The sequence below is a fragment of the Streptomyces sp. MK37H genome, from assembly GCF_018035285.1.
In the GTDB taxonomy this organism is placed as follows: domain Bacteria; phylum Actinomycetota; class Actinomycetes; order Streptomycetales; family Streptomycetaceae; genus Streptomyces; species Streptomyces endocoffeicus.
Genome location: NZ_JAAAYH010000013.1, coordinates 18,256 through 38,375 on the forward strand (window position 1 = coordinate 18,256; position 20,120 = coordinate 38,375).

At 72.7% G+C, this 20,120-nt stretch carries 2 protein-coding genes; both read right to left on the reverse strand.

All coding sequences use genetic code 11. The features are described 5' to 3' along the window. Positions 1–56: 56 nt before the first annotated feature. Positions 57–10,412 carry a type I polyketide synthase gene (locus GWI24_RS03730; protein WP_210944459.1) on the reverse strand — a complete coding sequence of 3,452 codons (10,356 nt, stop codon included), beginning with the start codon at positions 10,410–10,412 and terminating at the stop codon, positions 57–59. A 57-nt stretch (positions 10,413–10,469) separates the two neighbouring features. Beyond that, positions 10,470–20,087: a type I polyketide synthase gene (locus GWI24_RS03735; RefSeq protein ID WP_210944460.1), complete on the reverse strand. Its 9,618-nt coding sequence runs from the start codon at positions 20,085–20,087 to the stop codon at positions 10,470–10,472. Between the last annotated feature and the right edge of the window lie 33 nt (positions 20,088–20,120).

The following is a 20,120-nucleotide window of genomic DNA, read 5'->3' on the forward strand; positions in this document are numbered from 1 at the left end:
TCACCGTTCTCCGTCACTTTCTTTCCAGTGGGGTTTGGCGGGCTCTTGAGAACGGTTCACGAGAGACCCAGTTCGTTGTCGATGAAGGCGAACAGCTCGTCGTTGGAGGACGATCCGATGCGCTCGGCCACCTCGGCGGTGGCATCGCCGTCGGCGGCCTCGCCCAGCTTCTCCAGGAGCTCCCTCAGCCGGTCGGCCACCTTGGTGCGGGTCTCGCCGTCGTCCATCACGTTGGAGAGCAGGGGCTCCAGCTTGTCGAGCTCGGCGAAGACCACGGGCTCGCCCGCGCCGCCGTCCGGCAGGAGTTCCTCCCGCAGGTGGTCCACCAGCGCCGTGGGGGTCGGGTGGTCGAAGACCAGCACGGCCGACAGCCGCAGCCCGGTCTCCGCGTTGAGCCGGTTGCGCAGTTCCACCGTGGTCAGGGAGTCGAAGCCCATGTCCTTGAAGGCCATGTCGGGCTCCACCGCCTCCGGCGAGCCATGCCCGAGGACGGTCGCCACCTGCACCCGCACCAGGTCCAGCAGGGCCCGGTACTGGTCGGCCGCGGAGAGACCGGCCAGGCGGTCCCGCAGCGACCCGGTGCCGGTCTGCGTGGTCTCCGCCGCCGCGACCCGGCGCCGGGGCACCCGCACCAGGCCGCGCAGCAGAGCGGGCACGTCGCCGGTGCGGGCCTGGACGCGCAGGGCGGCGAGGTCCACATGGGTCGGCACGAGCACGGTCTCGTCGGTCCCGAGCGCGTCGTCGAACAGCGCGAGGCCCTCTTCGGAGGTGAGCGCGTTCAGCCCGGCACGGGCGATGCGCTGGAGGTCCGCCTCGCCGAGGTCCCCGGTCATCTCGCTGCGCTGCTCCCACATGCCCCAGGCCAGGGAGACCGCGGGGAGGCCGAGCGCGCGGCGCTGGTGCGCCAGGGCGTCCAGGAAGGCGTTGGCCGCCGCGTAGTTGGCCTGGCCGCCGCCACCGAAGTTGGAGGAGGCCGAGGAGAACACCACGAACGCGGAGAGGTCGAGGCCACGGGTCAGCTCGTGGAGGTGCAGCGCGGCATCCACCTTCGGACGCAGCACCTTGTCCACCCGCTCCGGCGTCAGCGACTCCACCACACCGTCATCCAGCACACCGGCGGCGTGCACCACGGCCGACAGCGGACGCTCCGAACCGATCCCCTTCAACAGACTCTCCACCGAGGCACGATCGGCGACATCACACGCCACCGCCTCCGCCTCGGCACCCAGCCCCGCCAGCTCCGCCACCAACTCCGCCGCACCCGGCGCCTCCGCACCACGACGACTCGTCAGCACCAACCGCTCGACACCGTGCTCCACCACCAGATGACGGGCCAAGAGCGCACCCAGACCACCCGTACCACCCGTGATCAACACCGTGCCACGGCCGTCGAACGGAGTGGTCTCCGGCTCGGGCCGGTCCTCGGCCGGGACCACCCGGGCGAGACGCGCCGCGAGCACCCGTCCGTCACGCACGGCCACCTGCGGCTCCTCGACGGTCAGGGCCGTCCGGAGCACCGAGGACACCTCGCCCTGCTCCTCCGGGTCCAGGTCCACCAGCAGGAACTTCCCGGGGTGCTCGGTCTGCGCGGAGCGCAGCAGGCCCCATACGGCGGCCTCGGCCGGGGTGCGCACCTCGTCGGAGGAGCGGGCACCCATCGCGCCGCGGGTCACGAACACCAGGTAGGAGTCGTCGAACCGCTCGTCGGTGACCCACGTCCGCACCAGCTCCAGCGCCCGGTACGTGGTACCACGCACCCGTCCCGCCAGGTCCGCGCCGTCGTCGATGCCGGCCGCCTCCGCGGCGCCCGCCACCATGACGACGTCCGGCGCCGTGGCCCCGGAGTCGATCGCCTCGCGCAGCGCGGCCAGATCCGCGTACGCCACCACGTCCGCGCCCGCTGCCTCGAAGCCGGAGCGCACCTCCAGGTCGTCGGTGCCCAGCACGGCCCAGGTGCCCTCGGAGGCGGGGGCCGGCGCACCGACGGGGACGGGGGTCCAGTCCAGCCGGAAGAGCGAGTCGTGCCCGCCCGCCGGGGAGCCGACCGACTGGATCTGCCCTTCGGCGACCAGCCGCAGCACCAGGGAGTCGACGGTGGCCACGGAGCGGCCACTGGTGTCGGCCACCGTGAGGCCGATGGAGTCGGGCCCGAGCGAGCTCAGGCGCACCCTCAGTTCCGAGGCGCCCGTAGCCCGTAGCGACACGCCGGTCCAGGAGAACGGAAGCCGGGCGAGGCCCGCCTCCTCCTGGGGTACGAACATGACGGCCTGGACCGCCGCGTCCAGCAGGGCCGGGTGCAGCCCGAACTGCCCGGCCTCCGAGGCGTTCTCCTCGGGCAGCCGCACCTCGGCGAAGACCTCGTCGCCACGGATCCACACCGACCGCAGCCCCTGGAAGACCGGACCGTAGGCGAAGCCGCCCGCGGCCATCCGGTCGTAGACGTCCTCGGTGTCGATCCGCTCCGCGCCCTCCGGGGGCCATACGGCGAGGTCGGCCTGGCCGGTCTCGTCCGGTGCGCCGCCCTGGGCGAGCAGGCCGGACGCGTGCTGGATCCACGGCTGCTCCATGCCGGGCGCTTCCAGCCGGGAGTACACATTCAGCGAGCGCGCGCCGTTCTCGTCCGGCCCGCTGACCGCCAACTGGAGGTGGACCGCGCCGCGTTCGGGCAGCGCCAGCGGCGCCATGAGGGTCAGCTCCTCGACCCGGTCGCAGCCCACCTGGTCGGCGGCGTACAGCGCCAGTTCGAGGAAGGCGGTGCCGGGCAGCAGGATCGTGTCCTGGATCGTGTGGTCGACGAGCCACGGGTGCGTCTGCGGCGAGAGGCGGCTGGTGAAGAGGAAGCCGTCCGCGTCGGGCAGCTCGACGGCGGCGCCCAGCAGCGGGTGCGTCGGCGGGATGAGCCCCACGGCGGTGACATCGCTGGCGAACGACGTCAGGGCCTCCAGCCAGTAGCGCTCCCGCTGGAAGGCGTAGGTGGGCAGCTCGACCTGCCGGGCGTCACGTCCGGCGAAGAGCCGCTCCCAGTCCACCGCGACGCCGTTCACGTGGAGTTCGGCCAGCGCCGTGGTCAGCGCCCGGGTCTCGGGACGGTCCTTGCGCAGCACCGGCACCACGACGGGTGCCGAAGGCTCCTCCGCCGTCAGACACTCCCGCGCCATCGCGGTGAGCACGCCATCGGGGCCGACCTCGACGAACCGGGACACGCCCTGCGCTTCGAGCGCCCGCACACCGTCCGCGAACCGCACCGCCTCCCGCACATGGCGGACCCAGTACTCCGCGGAGCACACCTCGTCCGCACCGGCCGGCTGACCCGTCACATTGGAGACCAGGGCGATGGCCGGCGGGGTGAACGTCAGCTCCTCGACGACCTTGCGGAAGTCGCCGAGCATCGCGTCCATGCGGGGCGAGTGGAAGGCGTGGCTGACCCGCAGCCGGCGGGTCTTACGGCCCTGCCGCTCCCACTCGGCGGCGATCTCCAGCGCCGGTGCCTCGTCACCGGCGATGACCACGGAGGCCGGGCCGTTGACGGCGGCGATGCTCACCTCGGCCTCATGACCGGCCAGCGACGGCGCGATCTCGTCCTCGGACGCCTGCACCGCCACCAGGGCGCCGCCCTCGGGCAGCGCCTGCATCAGCCGGCCACGGGCGGCCACCAGGGCGCACGCGTCCTCCAGCGAGAACACCCCGGCCACATGGGCGGCGGCGATCTCACCGATGGAGTGGCCGATCACCACATCCGGGCTGACGCCCCAGTGCTCCAGCAGCCGGTACAGCGCCAGCTCGACCGCGAACAGCGCGGGCTGGGTGAACGCCGTCTGGTCCAGCAGCTCGGCGTCCGCGCTCCCCTCCGCCGCGAACACCACATCCCGCAGCGGACGGTCCAGCAGACCGTCCAGATGGGCGCACACCTCGTCCCACGCGTCGGCGAACACCGGGAAGGCGCCGTACAGCTCACGGCCCATGCCCAGGCGCTGCGCGCCCTGGCCCGAGAACAGGAACGCCGTCTTGCCGGCCGCTCCCGCCACGCCGCGTACGACGCCGGGCGCGGTCTCGCCCTTCGCGATGGCCTCGAGGCCACGCAGCAGGTCCGCGCGGTCCTCGCCGACGAGCGCGGCCCGGTGGTCGAAGAGCGACCGGGTCATCGCGAGGGAATAACCGACGTCCACGGTGGGCATGAACTCTTCGGTGGCGGTGGCCAGTTGGTCCCGCAGCCGCTCGGCCTGACCCCGGAGGGCGGCGTCGGTCCGGCCGGACAGGAGCCACGGCACCGGGGCCGCGGTGGTGTCCGGGGCCTCCTCGGCCCGTGGCGCCTCCGGCTCGTCGGAGACCGGCGCCTGCTCGATGATGGTGTGCGCGTTGGTACCGCTCACACCGAAGGCGGACACCGCCGCCCTGCGCGGGTGGTCCCGCTCCGGCCAGGGCACGGCCTCGGTCAGCAGCTCCAGGTCGCCCGCCGACCAGTCCACATGCGGCGACGCCTCGTCCACGTGCAGTGTCTTGGGAAGGGTGCCTTCGCGCATGGCCATCACCATCTTGATGACCCCGGCGACACCGGCGGCGGCCTGCGTATGACCGATGTTGGACTTGATGGCGCCCAGCAGCAGCGGCTGGCCCTCGGGGCGGCCCTGGCCGTAGGTGGCCAGCAGTGCCTGCGCCTCGATCGGGTCACCGAGCGGAGTGCCGGTGCCATGGGCCTCGACCACGTCCACATCGGCGGAGACCAGCCGGGCGCTGGCCAGCGTCTGCTCGATCAGCCGCTGCTGCGACGGGCCGTTGGGCGCCGTCAGACCGTTGGAGGCGCCGTCCTGGTTGATGGCCGAACCCCGGATGACGGCCAGCACCTTGTGGCCGTTGCGCTGCGCGTCCGACAGCCGCTCCACGAGCAGCATGCCGACGCCCTCGGACCAGCCGGTGCCGTCGGCGGCCGCCGAGAACGCCTTGCACCGGCCGTCGAACGACAGCACCCGCTGGGCGCTGAACTCGATGAACGTGCCCGGCGTGGCCATGATGGTCACACCGCCGGCCAGCGCCACCGAGGACTCGCCCTGCCGCAGCGACTGACAGGCCAGGTGGAGGGCGACCAGCGACGACGAGCACGCGGTGTCCACCGTGACGGCCGGGCCCTCGAAGCCGAAGGTGTAGGAGATACGGCCGGACGAGACGCTGGGGGCGCTGCCGAGTCCGAGGTAACCCTCCACTCCCTCGGCGTCGCTCAGGATGCGCGAGCCGTAGTCGTGGTAGTTGGAGCCGACGAAGACGCCGGTCTGGCTTCCGCGCAGCGCCACCGGGTCGATCCCGGCGCGCTCGAACGCCTCCCAGGAGGTCTCCAGCAGCAGCCGCTGCTGCGGGTCGATCGCCATCGCCTCACGCGGCGAGATCCCGAAGAAGCCCGGGTCGAAGTGGCCGACCTCGTCGAGGAAGCCGCCCGCCTGGACGTAGCTGGTGCCGGACTTCTCGGGGTCGGGGTCGTAGAGACCGTCGATGTCCCAGCCGCGGTCCTCGGGGAACGCGGAGATCACGTCCCCCTCGGCCATCAGCAGGTCCCACAGCTCCTCGGGGCTGCGCACCCCGCCGGGGAACCGGCAGCTCATGCCGATGATGGCGATGGGCTCATCGGTGGTCAGGGGCCTGTCGAGCCCCTCCGGCCGCTGGGGTGCGGCGGCGGTGGCGCCCGACGTGACCGGCTGGTCGCCGAACATCTCGGTGTGCAGGTACCGGGCCAGCACCGTGGCGGTCGGGTAGTCGAAGACACAGGTGACCGGCAGTCGGAGGCCGGTGACCACACCGAGGCGGTTGCGCAGTTCGACGGCGGTCAGCGAGTCGAAGCCGAGGTCGCGGAAGGCACGGTCGGCCTCCACCGCGTCGGCGTTGTCGTAGCCGAGGACGTCGGCGGCCTGGTTGCGCACCAGCTCCAGGAGCAGCTTGGGCTGCTCGGCGGCGGGCAGCTCGGCCATCTCCCGGCGCAGCGCGGAAATCGCGTCGTCGCCGTCGCCCGCGTCCGCGCCACTGGCGGCGGCCGGGCGGTTCAGCTCGGGCACCTCGCGGAACAGCGCGTTCGGACGTGAGCCGACGAACTCCGGCTGGAAGCGGTCCCAGTCGATCTCGGCGATGACCAGGAAGGTCTCGTCCAGTTCCAGGGCCTGCTGCATTCCGGAGATGGCCAGCTCGGGCACCATACCGACCACGCCGGAACGGTCCATCCGCTCGCCGACCTCGCCGGAGCCGAGGCCGCCTCCGGCCCAGGCGCCCCAGGCGATGGAGGTGGCCGGAAGGCCGTCCGCGCGCCGCTGCAGCGCCAGCGCGTCGAGGTAGGCGTTACCCGCCGCGTAGCTGCCCTGACCCGGGCCACCCAACGTGGCCGCCCCGGAGGAGAACAGCACGAACGCCGACAGGTCCATCCCGGCGGTCAGCTCGTGCAGATTCCGCGTGGCATCCACCTTCGGGCGCAGCACCCCGGCCGCACGGCGCACCGTCAGCGCGTCCACCACACCGTCGTCCAGCACACCGGCCGTGTGCACCACGGCGGTCAGCGGGAACTCCCGCGGGATGGCCTCCAGCACCGCGGCCAGCGCCTCGCGGTCGGCCGCGTCACACGCCGCGACCGTCACCCGGGCGCCGAGTCCCTCCAGCTCCGTCTTCAACTCGGCGGCGCCTTCGGCCTCCATGCCACGACGGCTCGTCAGCACCAGATGCTCGGCACCCGTACGCGCCAGCCACCGGGCCACATGGCCACCGAGCGCACCCGTGCCACCCGTCACCAGGACCGAACCCCGGCTCTGCCAGGAGCCAAGGCCCTCGGCGTCCTCGGCCGCGGCGGCACGCATCATGCGCTTGGCGAACACACCGGAGCCGCGCACCGCGACCTGGTCCTCGCCCTCCGTACCCGCCAGCACTCCGATCAGACGGGCCACCGCGCGGCCGTCCATGCTCTCGGGCAGATCGACCGCACCGCCCCAGCGCTGGGGGTACTCCACGCCGACAATGCGGCCCAGGCCCCACACCATCGCCTGCACCGGGCTCACCAGCCGGTCGGAGCGCCCGACCGACACCGCGCCCCGGGTGCCGCACCACAGCGGGGCCACCACACCGGCGTCGCCCAGCCCCTGGACGAGCGCCACCATGGCCGCCAGTCCGGCGGGCACCACCTCGAACGTCGCGTGGCCGGACTCGTCCAGCCCCAGCAGCGAGAACACGCCCGCCACGCCCGAGGGCTCCACCCCGGCCTCGTCGAGCGCCGCGCGGAGCCGCTCCGCCACTGTCCAGCGGTCGTTGCCCGATTCGTCGAGCACCACCCGGACGATGCCGGCGCCGCTCGTCTCCAGCCCGTTCACCGTGGCGGAGACGAGGGCGTCGTCGGCGTGCGACGCGGGGAGGACGACGAGCCAGGTGCCCGAGAGGGCCGCCTCGGTGGCGGACGCCAGGGGCTTCCAGACCACCTTGTAGCGCCAGCTGTCCACGGTGTTCTGCTCACGGCGCTGACGGCGCCAGGACGACAGCGCGGGAAGCAACGCCGTCAGCGACGACTGCTGCTCCTCGTCCTCCACCTCCAGCGTGCGGACCAGCGCCTCCAGGTCCTCGCGCTCCACGGCCTCCCAGAAGCGCGCGTCCACCGCGTCCGCGGCCGGGCCGTCGGCGGTGGCGGACGTCTCGGCGGCCGACACGTCCAGCCAGTAGCGCTGACGCCGGAAGGCGTAGGTCGGCAGCTCCACCCGGCGGGCGCCACGGCCCTCGAGCAGGGCGGTCCAGTCCACCGTGACGCCGCGGACGAACACCTCGGCGGCGGAGGTCAGGACCCGGTCCAGGCCGCCCTCGTCGCGCCGCAGCGTGCCGACGACCACGGCCTGGGCCTCAGCGGCTTCAACCGTCTGCTGTACGGGAAGGGTGAGGACCGGGTGCGGGCTCGTCTCGATGAACACGGAGTGGCCGTCGTCCAGCAGCCTCCGAGTGGTGGCCTCCAGCTCGACGGTCTGCCGCAGGTTGCGGTACCAGTACTCGGCGTCCAGACCGGTCGTGTCCACCAGCTCGCCGGACACCGTCGAGTAGAACGGCACCTGCGACGCGCGCGGCTCGATACCGGCGAGGACCTTCAGCAGTTCCTCGCGGATGGCCTCCACGTGCGCGGAGTGCGAGGCGTAGTCCACCGGCACCCGGCGGACCCGGATCTCCTCACCCTCGAGCTGGGCCACCATCTCGTCCAGCGCGCCCGGGTCACCGGACACCACCACGGAGCCGGGACCGTTGACCGCGGCGACCGAGATCGCGCCATCCCAGGCGGCGATACGCTCCTTGACCTGCTCGACCGGCAGGCCGACCGAGACCATGCCACCACGACCGGCAAGGCCCACCGCGATGGCCTGCGAGCGCAGGGCCACCACCTTGGCCGCGTCCTGGAGCGAGAGCGCACCGGCCACACACGCCGCGGCGATCTCGCCCTGGCTGTGACCCATCACGGCATCCGGCTCGACACCCACCGAACGCCACAGCTTCGCCAGCGACACCATCACCGCGAACAGCACCGGCTGGACCACATCCACCCGGTCGAAACCGGGAGCGCCCTCCGCGCCACGCAGGACATCCGTCAACGACCAGTCCACATACGCCGACAGGGCCGTCTCGCACTCGGCCATCGCCTCAGCGAACACCGGCGAGGACTCCAGCAAGTCCACCGCCATGCCCATCCACTGCGCACCCTGACCAGGGAACACGAACACCGAGCGGCCGGCGTCGCCGGTCCTCCCGCGCACCACTCCGTTCGACGTGGAGGTGTCCTCGGCGACCGCCTCCAGCCGCTGGAGGAGCTCCTCACGGCCGGCCCCGGTCACCACGGCCCGGTGCTCGAAGGCGGACCTGGTCGTGGCCAGCGAGAGCGCCACGTCCGCCGCGTTCAACTCCGGGCGCTCCGTGAGGAATGTGTGGAGCTGCCCGGCCTGCGCCCGCAGCCCCTCGGCGCCACGGCCCGAGACCACCCACGCCACCGGACCGTCGGCGACCTCGGCCTCAGTGGCCTCGGCCACCTCGGACTCCGGGGCCTGCTCCAGGATGGTGTGGGCGTTGGTGCCGCTCATGCCGAACGAGGACACGGCGGCGCGGCGCGGGTGGTCCCGGTCCGGCCACGGGGCCGTCTCGTGCAGCAGGGAGACGGCGCCGCCGGTCCAGTCGATGTGCGGCGACGGCTCCTCCGCGTGGAGCGTCTTCGGCAGCACGCCCTCGCGCATGGCCATCACCATCTTGATGACCCCGGCGACACCGGCGGCGGCCTGCGTGTGCCCGATGTTCGACTTGATGCCGCCCAGCCACAGCGGCTGGTCGGTGGGCCGGTCCTGCCCGTACGTGGCCATCAGCGCCTGGGCCTCGATCGGGTCACCCAATGTGGTGCCCGTCCCGTGCGCCTCGACCGCGTCCACCTCGGCGGCCGACAGCCGGGCGCTGGTCAGCGCCTGGCGGATGACCCGCTGCTGCGAGATGCCGTTGGGCGCCGTCAGACCGTTGGACGCGCCGTCCTGGTTGATCGCCGAACCCCGGACGATGGCCAGCACCTTGTGGCCGTTGCGCTCGGCGTCGGACAGCCGCTCCACGAGCAGCATGCCGACGCCCTCGCCCCAGCCGGTGCCGTCGGCCGCGGCGCCGAACGGCTTGCACCGGCCGTCCGCGGCCAGCCCGCGCTGCCTGCTGAACTGGACGAACGCCGACGGGGTGGACATCACCGTGACGCCACCGGCCAGCGCGAGCGTGCACTCGCGCTGGCGCAGCGCCTGAACGGCGAGGTGCAGGGCCACGAGGGACGACGAGCACGCCGTGTCCACGGAGAGCGCGGGGCCCTCGAGACCCATGGTGTAGGAGATCCGGCCGGAGACGATGCTCGCCGCGTTGCCGGTGCCCGAGTGGCCCTCGACATCCTCCAGGCTCTCGGCCGCGCCGAGCATGAGCATGGAGTAGTCCTGGCCGTTGGTGCCGACGAACACGCCGGTCCTGCTGCCGCGCAGGGACATCGGGTCGATGCCCGCGCGCTCGATCGCCTCCCACGAGGTCTCCAGCAGCAGTCGCTGCTGCGGGTCCATCGACAGCGCCTCACGCGGCGAGATCCCGAAGAACGCCGGGTCGAACTGGTCGGCGTTCTCCAGGAAACCGCCCTCGGTCGTATAGCTGGTGCCGGGACGGTCCGGGTCCTCGTCGTAGAGGGCGTCGATGTCCCAGCCCCGGTCCATGGGGAATTCCGAGATCGCGTCGGTGCCGTCCGCCACCAGGCGCCACAGGTCTTCGGGAGAGTTCACCCCTCCGGGGAACCGGCAGCTCATGGCGACGATCGCGATCGGTTCCTGGTCCGCTGACTCGGCCTCGAGCAGGCGCTGGCGAGTCTGCTGGAGATCCGCGGTCACCCGCTTGAGATAGTCGAGAAGCTTCTCTTCGTTCATTGTTATGTCACCCATGGAAGTAGTAAGGAACGACCCTCGGGAACCGACCGCGCCAGCTCAGGAGATCCCGAGCTCCTTGTCGATGAAGTCGAAGATCTCGTCCGACGTCGCCGACTGAATCTTGTCCGAAACCGCCTTCTTGCCCGAGGTGGGCGATTCCTGTTCCGCCTCTCCCCACTTCAGAAGGAGCGTCTGCAGGCGCGTGGTGATCCTCGGCCGGTCCACGTCGTCGGCGGAGATCGTGGCCATCGCCGCTTCGATCCGGTCCAGCTCGCCGAGGATCGGTGCGGCCGCCGAGACCCCGTCCTGCACGACGTCGGTACGCAGTCGGCGGGCGAGCGCCACGGGCGTCGGGTGGTCGAAGACGATCGTCGCGGGCAGGCGCAGGCCCGTCGCCGCGTCGAGCCGGTTGCGCAGTTCGACGGCGGTCAGCGAGTCGAAGCCGAGTTCGCGGAAGGCCCGCTGGGACTCGACCGACTCCACCGACGGGAAGCCCAGCACCATTGCCACCTGCGTGGTGACCAGGTCGAGCAGCGCTCGTTCCTGCTCCGTCTCGGACATTCCGGCGAGCCGCTCGCGCAGCTCCGAGCCACCGGTCTCGAACTGCGTGGCGGTGCCGCCACTGGTCGCGGCCTCCAGGATCCGCCGCGCCTCGGGCACCTCGTCCAGCAGCCGGCTGGCCCGTACGGCGGTGTAGGAGGGGACGAATCGCTCCCAGTCGAGGTCGGCGATGGCCAGGTGGGTCTCCTGGAGGTCGAGGGCCTGCTGGAGGGCCTTGACCGCCAGCTCCGGGGTCATCGCGGCCATGCCGCCGCGCCGCAGCCGGTCCTCCAGCGCCCCGTCCACCGCCATGCCGCCCTCGGCCCACGGGCCCCAGGCCACCGAGGTGGCCGCCAGGCCCTGGGCCCGGCGCTGCTGCGCCAGGGCGTCGAGGTAGGCGTTGGCCGCCGCGTAACTGCCCTGCCCGGCGCCGCCGATGGCTCCGGCGAGCGAGGAGAACAGCACGAACGCGGAGAGGTCGAGGCCCTCGGTCAGCTCGTGCAGGTTGCGGGCGCCGTCCACCTTGGGACGCAGCACGCCCGCGACCCGCTCCACCGACATCGCGTCCAGGACACCGTCGTCCAGGACACCCGCCGCGTGCACGACGGCGCTCAGCGGATACCGCTCCGGGATGGCGGCCAGGACGGCGGCCAGGGCCTCGCGGTCGGCGGTGTCACATGCCGCGATGGTCACGTCCGCGCCCAACGCGGTGAGCTCGTCGCGCAGTTCGGCCGCACCGTCGGCCTCCAGGCCACGTCGGCTGGTCAGCACCAGGTGCTCGGCGCCGGCGCTTGCCAGCCACCGGGCCACCTGGCTGCCCACTCCCCCGGTGCCGCCGGTCACCAGCACCGAGCCCCGCGCGCTCCACGGCCGGGCCGTGGTCCGCGGCGCGGTGGCCCGCACCAGGCGCCGGGTGAACACGCCGGACGTGCGCACCGCCACCTGGTCCTCGAACTCGCCCGCGCCGCCGCTCAGCACACCGGACAGCCGGGCCGCGGCCCGCTCGTCGAACGTCTCCGGAAGGTCGACCAGACCGCCCCAGAGTCGGGGGTGCTCCAGACCGGCGACCCGGCCGAGGCCCCACATCTGCGCCTGGGCGGCGCTGCGCAGGGTGTCGGATCCGGTCACCGAGACGGCGCCTCGTGTCGCCACCCACAGCGGGGCCTCGACACCGGCGTCCACGAGCGCCTGCAGGGCGACGAGGTTGAGCGCGAGCCCGCGCGGCACCACCGTGTGCCCGGCGCAGGGGTCCTCGTCCAGGGCCAGCAGGGAGAGCACCCCGCTGACGGCCCCGTCCGGCGCGCCCTCGGCCGCCGTGCGCAGCCGCTCGGCGACCGCCTCGCGGTCGATGTCCGCCGCGCCGTCGAGCTCGATCCGCGCCACCTCCGCGCCCTGCCGCTCCAGCATGGCCACCGCGGAGGTGACCAGCTCGTCGTCGGCGTACGACCGCGGAACCATGACCATCCAGGTCCCGGTCAGTGCCCGCTCCGAGAGCTCTGACACCGGGGTCCAGGCGATCTGGTAGCGCCAGCCGTCCACCGTGGACCGCTCACGGTGGCCCTTGCGGTAGGACGACAGGGCGGGGAGCACCTCGGTCAGCGAGGCGTTTCCGTCCACGTGCAGCGCGGTGGTCAGCGCCTCCAGGTCCTCACGCTCGACCGCGTCCCAGAACCGGGCGTCACCTTCGTCCGCGGAGGCGGGGGCGGCGGAGGCGTCGCTCTCGGGGGCGTCCAGCCAGTAGCGCTGCCGCTGGAACGCGTACGTCGGCAGCTCGACCCGCCGGACGTCCTGGCCCGCGAACAGGGCCTCCCAGGCCACGGTGACGCCGTGGACGTGGAGTTCGGCCAGGGCCGTCGTCAGCGCCTGGGCCTCCGGGCGGTCCTTGCGCAGCGCGGGCACCACGACGGGGGCCGAAGTCTCCCCCACCGTCAGGCACTCGCGCGCCATCGCCGAGAGGACACCGTCGGGGCCCACCTCGAAGAACCTGGTCACTCCCGCGTTCTCCAGGGAGCGCATCCCGTCCGCGAAGCGCACCGCCTCGCGGACGTGGCGCACCCAGTACTCCGGCGAGCACACCTCATCGGCGCCCGCCGACTTGCCCGTCACGTTGGACACCAGGGCGATGGCCGGCGGGGCGAACGAGAGCCCTTCGACAACCTTGCGGAAGTCGTCCAGCATCGCGTCCATGCGGGGCGAGTGGAAGGCGTGGCTGACCCGCAGCCGGCGGGTCTTGCGCCCCTGTTCCGCCCACTGCCCGGCGATCTCCAGCGCCGCGGCCTCGTCACCGGCGATGACCACGGAGGTGTGGCTGTTGACGGCGGCGATGCTCACCTCGGCCGCACGACCGGTGAGCGACGGAGCGATCTCCTCCTCCGACGCCTCGATGGCGACCATCGCGCCGCCCTCGGGCAGCGCCTGCATCAGACGGCCGCGGGCGGCCACCAGCGTGCAGGCGTCCTCCAGCGAGAACACTCCGGCCACATGCGCGGCGGCGATCTCACCGATGGAGTGGCCGATCACCACATCCGGTGCCACACCCCACGCGGACAGCAGCCGGAACAGCGCCACCTCGACCGCGAACAGCGCGGGCTGGGTGAACGCCGTCTGGTCCAGCAACTCGGCATCGGCGCTGCCCTCCGCCGCGAACATCACATCCTTCAGCGGACGGTCCAGAGTTACGTCCAGATGTGCGCACACCTCGTCCAGCGCCTGGGCGAACACCGGGAAGGCGTCGTACAACTCCCGCCCCATGCCGAGGCGCTGGGCGCCCTGACCGGAGAACAGGAAGGCGGTGACTCCGGTCGGAGTGGCGACCGAGCGCACGACCCCGGGGGCTTCCTCACCGGTGGCGACGGCCTCGAGCCCGCGCAGCAGCTCCGCACGGTCCACGCCCGTCAGCACGGCGCGGTGTTCGAACACCGACCGGGTGGCGACCAGGGAGTAGCCCACGTCCTTCAGGCTCAGCTCCGGCTGTGCGCTCAGCTGGGCCCGCAGCCGCCGCGCCTGGGCGCGCAGCCCGTCCGCGCTCCGGGCGGAGAGCGTCCAGGGAGCCGCGCCACGGTCGTCGGGAGCCATCACCTCGGCCGGTCGTGTGTCCTGATCGTCCGACGGGGCCTGCTCGATGATGGTGTGCGCGTTGGTGCCGCTGACGCCGAACGCGGAGACACCCGCCCGGCGCGGCTGCCCCGTCTCCGGCCACGCGGTGGCCTCGGTCAGCAGCCGCACCTCGCCCGCCGACCAGTCCACCTGCGGCGACGGCTCGTCCACGTGCAGCATCTTCGGCAGCACGCCGTGCCGCATCGCCATGACCATCTTGATGACGCCGGCGAGTCCGGACGCGGCCTGGGTATGCCCGATGTTCGACTTCAGCGCGCCCAGCCACAGCGGGCGGCCCTCCGGCCGCTCCTTGCCGTAGGTGGCCAGCAGCGCCTGCGCCTCGATCGGGTCACCCAGCGAGGTGCCCGTGCCGTGCGCCTCCACCGCGTCCACCTCGGCGGCCGACACCCCGGCGCTGGCCAGCGCCTGGCGGATCACCCGCTGCTGCGAGGGGCCGTTGGGGGCCGTCAGACCGTTGGACGCACCGTCCTGGTTGACCGCGGAGCCGCGCACGATGCCCAGCACCTGGTGGCCGTTGCGCCGGGCGTCCGACAGCCGCTCCACCAGCAGCACATCGGCGCCTTCGCTCCAGCCCGTACCGTCCGCCGCGGCCGAGAACGGCTTGCAGCGGCCGTCGGGCGCGAGCCCGCCCTGCCGGCTGAACTCGACGAACGCCATCGGAGTGGCCATCACCGCCACACCGCCGACCAGCGCCATGGAGCATTCGCCCTGACGCAGCGACTGGCAGGCCAGATGCAGGGCCACCAGCGACGACGAGCAGGCCGTGTCCACCGTGACGGCGGGGCCCTCCAGGCCGTAGGTGTAGGCGAGACGGCCGGAGACGACACTGCCCGCGTTGCCGGTCAGCAGATGACCCTCGACGTCCTCGGGGACCGTCTCCAGGTTGGTGCCGTATCCGGAGCCCGAGAAGCCCACGAACACACCGATCTGGCTGCCCCGCACCGACGCGGGGTTGATACCCGCCCGCTCGAACGCCTCCCACGAGGTCTCCAGCAGCAGCCGCTGCTGGGGGTCGGTGGCCAGCGCCTCACGGGGCGAGATCCCGAAGAAACCGGGGTCGAACTCGCCCGCGTCGTAGAGGAATCCGCCTTCACGGGCGTAGAACGTGCCCGGCCGGTCCGGGTCCGGGTCGTACATGCCCGACAGGTCCCAGCCGCGGTCCGACGGGAAGGACGAGATGGCGTCACCGCCGCCATCGACCAGCTGCCACAGGTCCTCCGGGCTCCGCACCCCACCGGGGAAGCGGCAGCTCATGGAGACGATCGCGATGGGATCGTCGTCCGCGCCGGACCCGGCCACGGCCCCGGACCCGGTGGCGAGCGCCGGGGACGAGGTGCCCAGCACCTCGGTGCGCAGATGCGCCGCGAGCGTGCCGGCGCTGGGGTAGTCGAAGACCAGCGTGGCGGGCAGGCCGAGACCGGTCTCGGCGGCCAGCCGGTTGCGCAGATCCACCGCGGTCAGCGAATCGAAGCCCAGATCGCGGAAGGCCCGGTTCGGCTCGACCATCTCCGCGGCGGCGTAGCCGAGCACGGAGGCGGCGTGTTTGCGCACCAGATCGAGCAGCGCCCGGTCCCGCTCCCCCTCGGTGAGGGGCTTCAGCCGCTCGCGCAGCTGCGCCCCGGCGGCGTCGGCGCTCTCACCACCGTCGCCCTTCGTCTCCAGCGCCCGGACCTCGTCGAGGTCGCTCAGCAACGGGCTGGGGCGGACCGCGGTGAACGAGGGGGCGAACCGCTCCCAGTCCACGTCCACGACCGTCACCACACCGTCGTCACCGGCCACCGCGCGCTCCAGAGCGGCGATCGCCAACTGGGGTGCCATCGCGGGCAGTCCGCGCCTGGCCAGCTGCTCCCCCGCGTCGTCCCGGGTCGCCATGCCGCCCTCGGCCCATGGGCCCCAGGAGACGGCGGTGCCCGCGAGACCCCGCGCACGGCGCTGCTCCACCAGCGCGTCCAGGAAGGCGTTGCCGGAGCCGTAGACGCCCTGGCTGCCGCCGCCCCACACACCGGAGATGGACGAGAAGACCACGAACGCGTCGAGCTCACGGTCGCCGAGCAGCTCGTCCAGATTGACGGCGCCCGCGACCTTGCCCGACACCACCCGGGCCGCGTCCGCGAGCTCGGTCTCCAGCAGGGAGGCCGCGATCGTGACACCCGCCGCGTGCACCACTCCGGTGAGCGGCCGGTGCTCCGGCACGGCATCCAGGACGGCGGCGAGCGCGTCGCGGTCCGCCGCGTCGCACGCGGCCACCGTCACCTCGGCGCCCATGCCCTCCAGCTCCGCCTTCAACTCGGCGGCGCCTTCGGCCTCGAGACCGCGGCGGCTGGTCAGCACCAGGTGCTCGGCACCGCTCCGGACCAGCCAGCGGGCCACCTGGCCGCCGAGCCCGCCCGTGCCACCGGTGACCAGCACCGTGCCGCGCGCCCGCCACGACGTCTCCTCACCGACGGCCGGGGCGGACCGCACCAGACGGCGTACGAAGACACCGGAGCCGCGCACCGCGACCTGGTCCTCGCCGCCCTCGACGGACAGCACACCGGCCAGCCGCGCCGCACCGCGCCCGTCCAGCGACTCGGGCAGATCGACCAGACCGCCCCACAGCGGCGGCAGCTCCAGCCCGGCCACCCGGCCCAGCGCCCAGACCATCGCCTGCGTCGGGCTGGTGAGCCGGTCCGAACGGCCCACCGACACGGCGCCGCGCGTACCGCACCACAACCGGGCGGGAATGTCGGCCCGCACCATGGCCTGCACCAGCACCAGGGTCAGCGCATAGCCGCCCGCCAGCGCCGGGTAGCCCGGGCAGGGGTCCTCGTCCAGCGCGAGCAGCGACAGCACACCGCCCAGCTCGGGCGTCTCGGCGGCCACCTCGCGCAGCCGCTCCGCCAGCGCGTCCGCGTCCAGGTCCCGCTCGTCCACCGCGACCGAGACCACACCCGCGCCGTGCCGCTCGAGCCCGGTGACAACGTCCGAGACGAGTTCGTCCCCGGCACGGGACGCCGGAACCACCACCAGCCACGTCCCCGACAGCGAGCCGTCGGCGACGTCGGAGAGCGGCTTCCACGACACCCGGTAGCGCCAGCCGTCGATCGTGGACTGGTCGCGATTGTTACGGTGGTACGCCGACAGGGCGGGCAGCACCGCGCTCAGCGGCGCCTCGCTGTCGACCGCCAGCGCTCCGGCCAGCGACTCCAGGTCCTGGCGCTCCACCACGTCCCAGAACCGCTCGTCGACGGAGCCGATGGCGTCGGCCGCGCCTCCGCTGGGCGGCAGGCCGAAGCCATCGAGCCAGTAGCGGTCGCGCTGGAAGGCGTAGGTCGGCAGCTCGACCTGGCGGCCGCCGCGGCCCTCCAGTGTGGTCATCCACTCGACCTTGGTGCCGCGCGCGAACACCTCGGCGGCGGAGGTCAGGAACCGCTCCAGACCGCCCTCGTCGCGCCGCAGCGTGCCGACGACCACGGCCTGGGCCTCAGCGGCTTCAACCGTCTGCTGAACGGGAAGGGTGAGCACCGGGTGCGGGCTCACCTCGATGAATGTGGCGTGGCCAGTGCCGAGGAGGGTGCGGGTGGTGGCTTCCAGCTCGACGGTCTGGCGCAGGTTGCGGTACCAGTACTCGGCGTCGAGACCGGCCGTGTCCACCAGCTCGCCGGACACCGTCGAGTAGAACGGCACCTCCGACGAACGGGGCGTGATGTCCGCCAGGACCTTCAGCAGCTCCTCGCGGATGGCCTCCACGTGCGCGGAGTGCGAGGCGTAGTCCACCGGCACCCGGCGAACACGGATCTCCTCGCTCTCAAGCTGGGCCACCATCTCATCCAGCGCCTTCGGGTCGCCGGAGACCACCACGGAACCGGGACCGTTGACCGCGGCGACCGAGATCGCGCCATCCCAGGCGGCGATGCGCTCCTTGGCCTGATCCGCCGGCAGGCCGACGGACACCATGCCACCACGGCCCGCGAGACCGGCCGCGATGGCCTGCGAGCGCAACGCCACCACCTTCGCGGCGTCCTGCAGCGAGAGCGCACCCGCGACACACGCCGCGGCGATCTCGCCCTGGCTGTGGCCCATCACGGCATCCGGCTCGACACCCACCGAACGCCACAACTTCGCCAGCGACACCATCACCGCGAACAGCACCGGCTGGACCACATCCACCCGGTCGAAGCCCGGAGTGCCCTCAACGCCGCGCAGTACGTCCGTCAGCGACCAGTCCACATACGCCGACAGGGCCGTCTCACACTCGGCCATCGCCTCAGCGAACACCGGCGAGGACTCCAGCAAGTCCACCGCCATGCCCATCCACTGCGCACCCTGACCGGGGAAGACGAACACCGAACGGCCACGGACATCCGCCACGCCACGCGTCACACCCGAGGCAACCTCGTCCCCGGCCAACGCGCCCAGCCGCTCGAGGAGTTCCTCGCGATCGGCTCCCGTCACCACCCCGCGGTGCTCGAACACCGACCGGGTCGCCACCAGCGAGTACGCCACATCGGCGGCGCTCAGCTCCGGACGCTCGGCCAGGAAGTCCCGCAGCGTGCCCGCCTGTGCCCGCAGGCCGGCCGCGCTGCGGCCGGACACCACCCAGGCCACCGGACCGTCGGTGACCTCGGCCTCAACCTCCTCGACCGCCTCGGGCTCCGGAGCCTGCTCCAGGATCGCGTGGGCGTTCGTGCCGCTGATGCCGAACGAGGACACACCGGCCCGGCGAGGCTGCTCGGTCTCGGGCCAGGGGGTCGACTCGTTGAGCAGCCGGATGTCGCCCTCCGACCAGTCCACCTGGGATGACGGCTCGTCCGCGTGGAGCGTCTTGGGCAGCACGCCGTTCCGCATGGCCATCACCATCTTGATGACCCCACCGACACCGGCGGCGGCCTGGGAGTGGCCGATGTTGGACTTCAGCGAGCCCAGCCACAGCGGCTTGTCCTCCGGCCGCTCCTTGCCGTAGGTGGCGAGCAGCGCCTGCGCCTCGATCGGGTCGCCCAGCGACGTACCCGTGCCGTGCGCCTCCACCGCGTCCACCTCGGCGGGCGTCAGGCCCGCGTTCTTGAGCGCCTGGCGGATCACACGGCGCTGCGAGGGGCCGTTGGGGGCCGTCAGACCGTTGGACGCGCCGTCCTGGTTGATCGCCGAGCCACGGACGACGGCCAGCACCGGGTGACCGTTGCGCCGGGCGTCGGAGAGCCGCTCCAGGAGGAGCAGGCCCACGCCCTCCGCCCAGCCGGTGCCGTCGGCGCCCGCGCCGAACGCCTTGCACCGGCCGTCGGGAGCGAGCCCGCCCTGCCGGCTGAACTCCACGAACATGCTGGGGGTGAACATGACGGCGACACCGCCCGCCAGGGCCAGCGAGCACTCCTCCTGGCGGAGCGCCTGGCAGGCCCAGTGCAGCGCGACCAGCGACGACGAGCACGCGGTGTCCACCGTCACGGCGGGCCCCTCGAGGCCCAGGGTGTAGGCCACCCGCCCGGAGACCACGGAGGTGGCGTTGCCCGCGAGCAGCAGCCCCTCCACGCCTTCGGGCATCTCGCTCACTCCGGCGCCGTAGCCGGAGGGCGAGGCGCCGACGAACACACCGGCCTGGCTGCCCCGCACCGACGCCGGGTCGATTCCGGCGCGCTCGAACGCCTCCCAGGCGGTCTCCAGCAGCAGCCGCTGCTGGGGGTCGGTGGCGAGCGCCTCCCGCGGGCTCATGGAGAAGAAGCCGGGGTCGAAGTCGCCGGGCGCGTCCAGGAATCCGCCCTCACGGACGGAGAAGGTGCCGGACCGGTCCGAGTCCGGGTCGAAGAAGCCATCCACGTCCCAGCCCCGGTCGGGCGGGAACTCGGTGATGGCGTCGCCGCCCTCGGCGACGAGCCGCCACAGCTCCTCCGGAGTCCTCACACCCCCCGGGTACCGGCAGCTCATCGCCACGATGGCGATGGGCTCCCGGTCCCGCTCCTCCACCTGTCGAAGTCGCCGACGAGCCTGACGCAGGTCAGCGGTCACCTTCTTGAGGTAGTCAAGGAGTTTTTCGTCTTCCGCCACTATCCCCAGCCCCTTGAAACACTCTGTGAGTTC

Excerpts from the sequence above, each read along its gene's own strand:
- GWI24_RS03730 (WP_210944459.1), bottom strand. The coding sequence starts at position 10,412 with ATGAACGAAGAGAAGCTTCTCGACTATCTCAAGCGGGTGACCGCGGAT.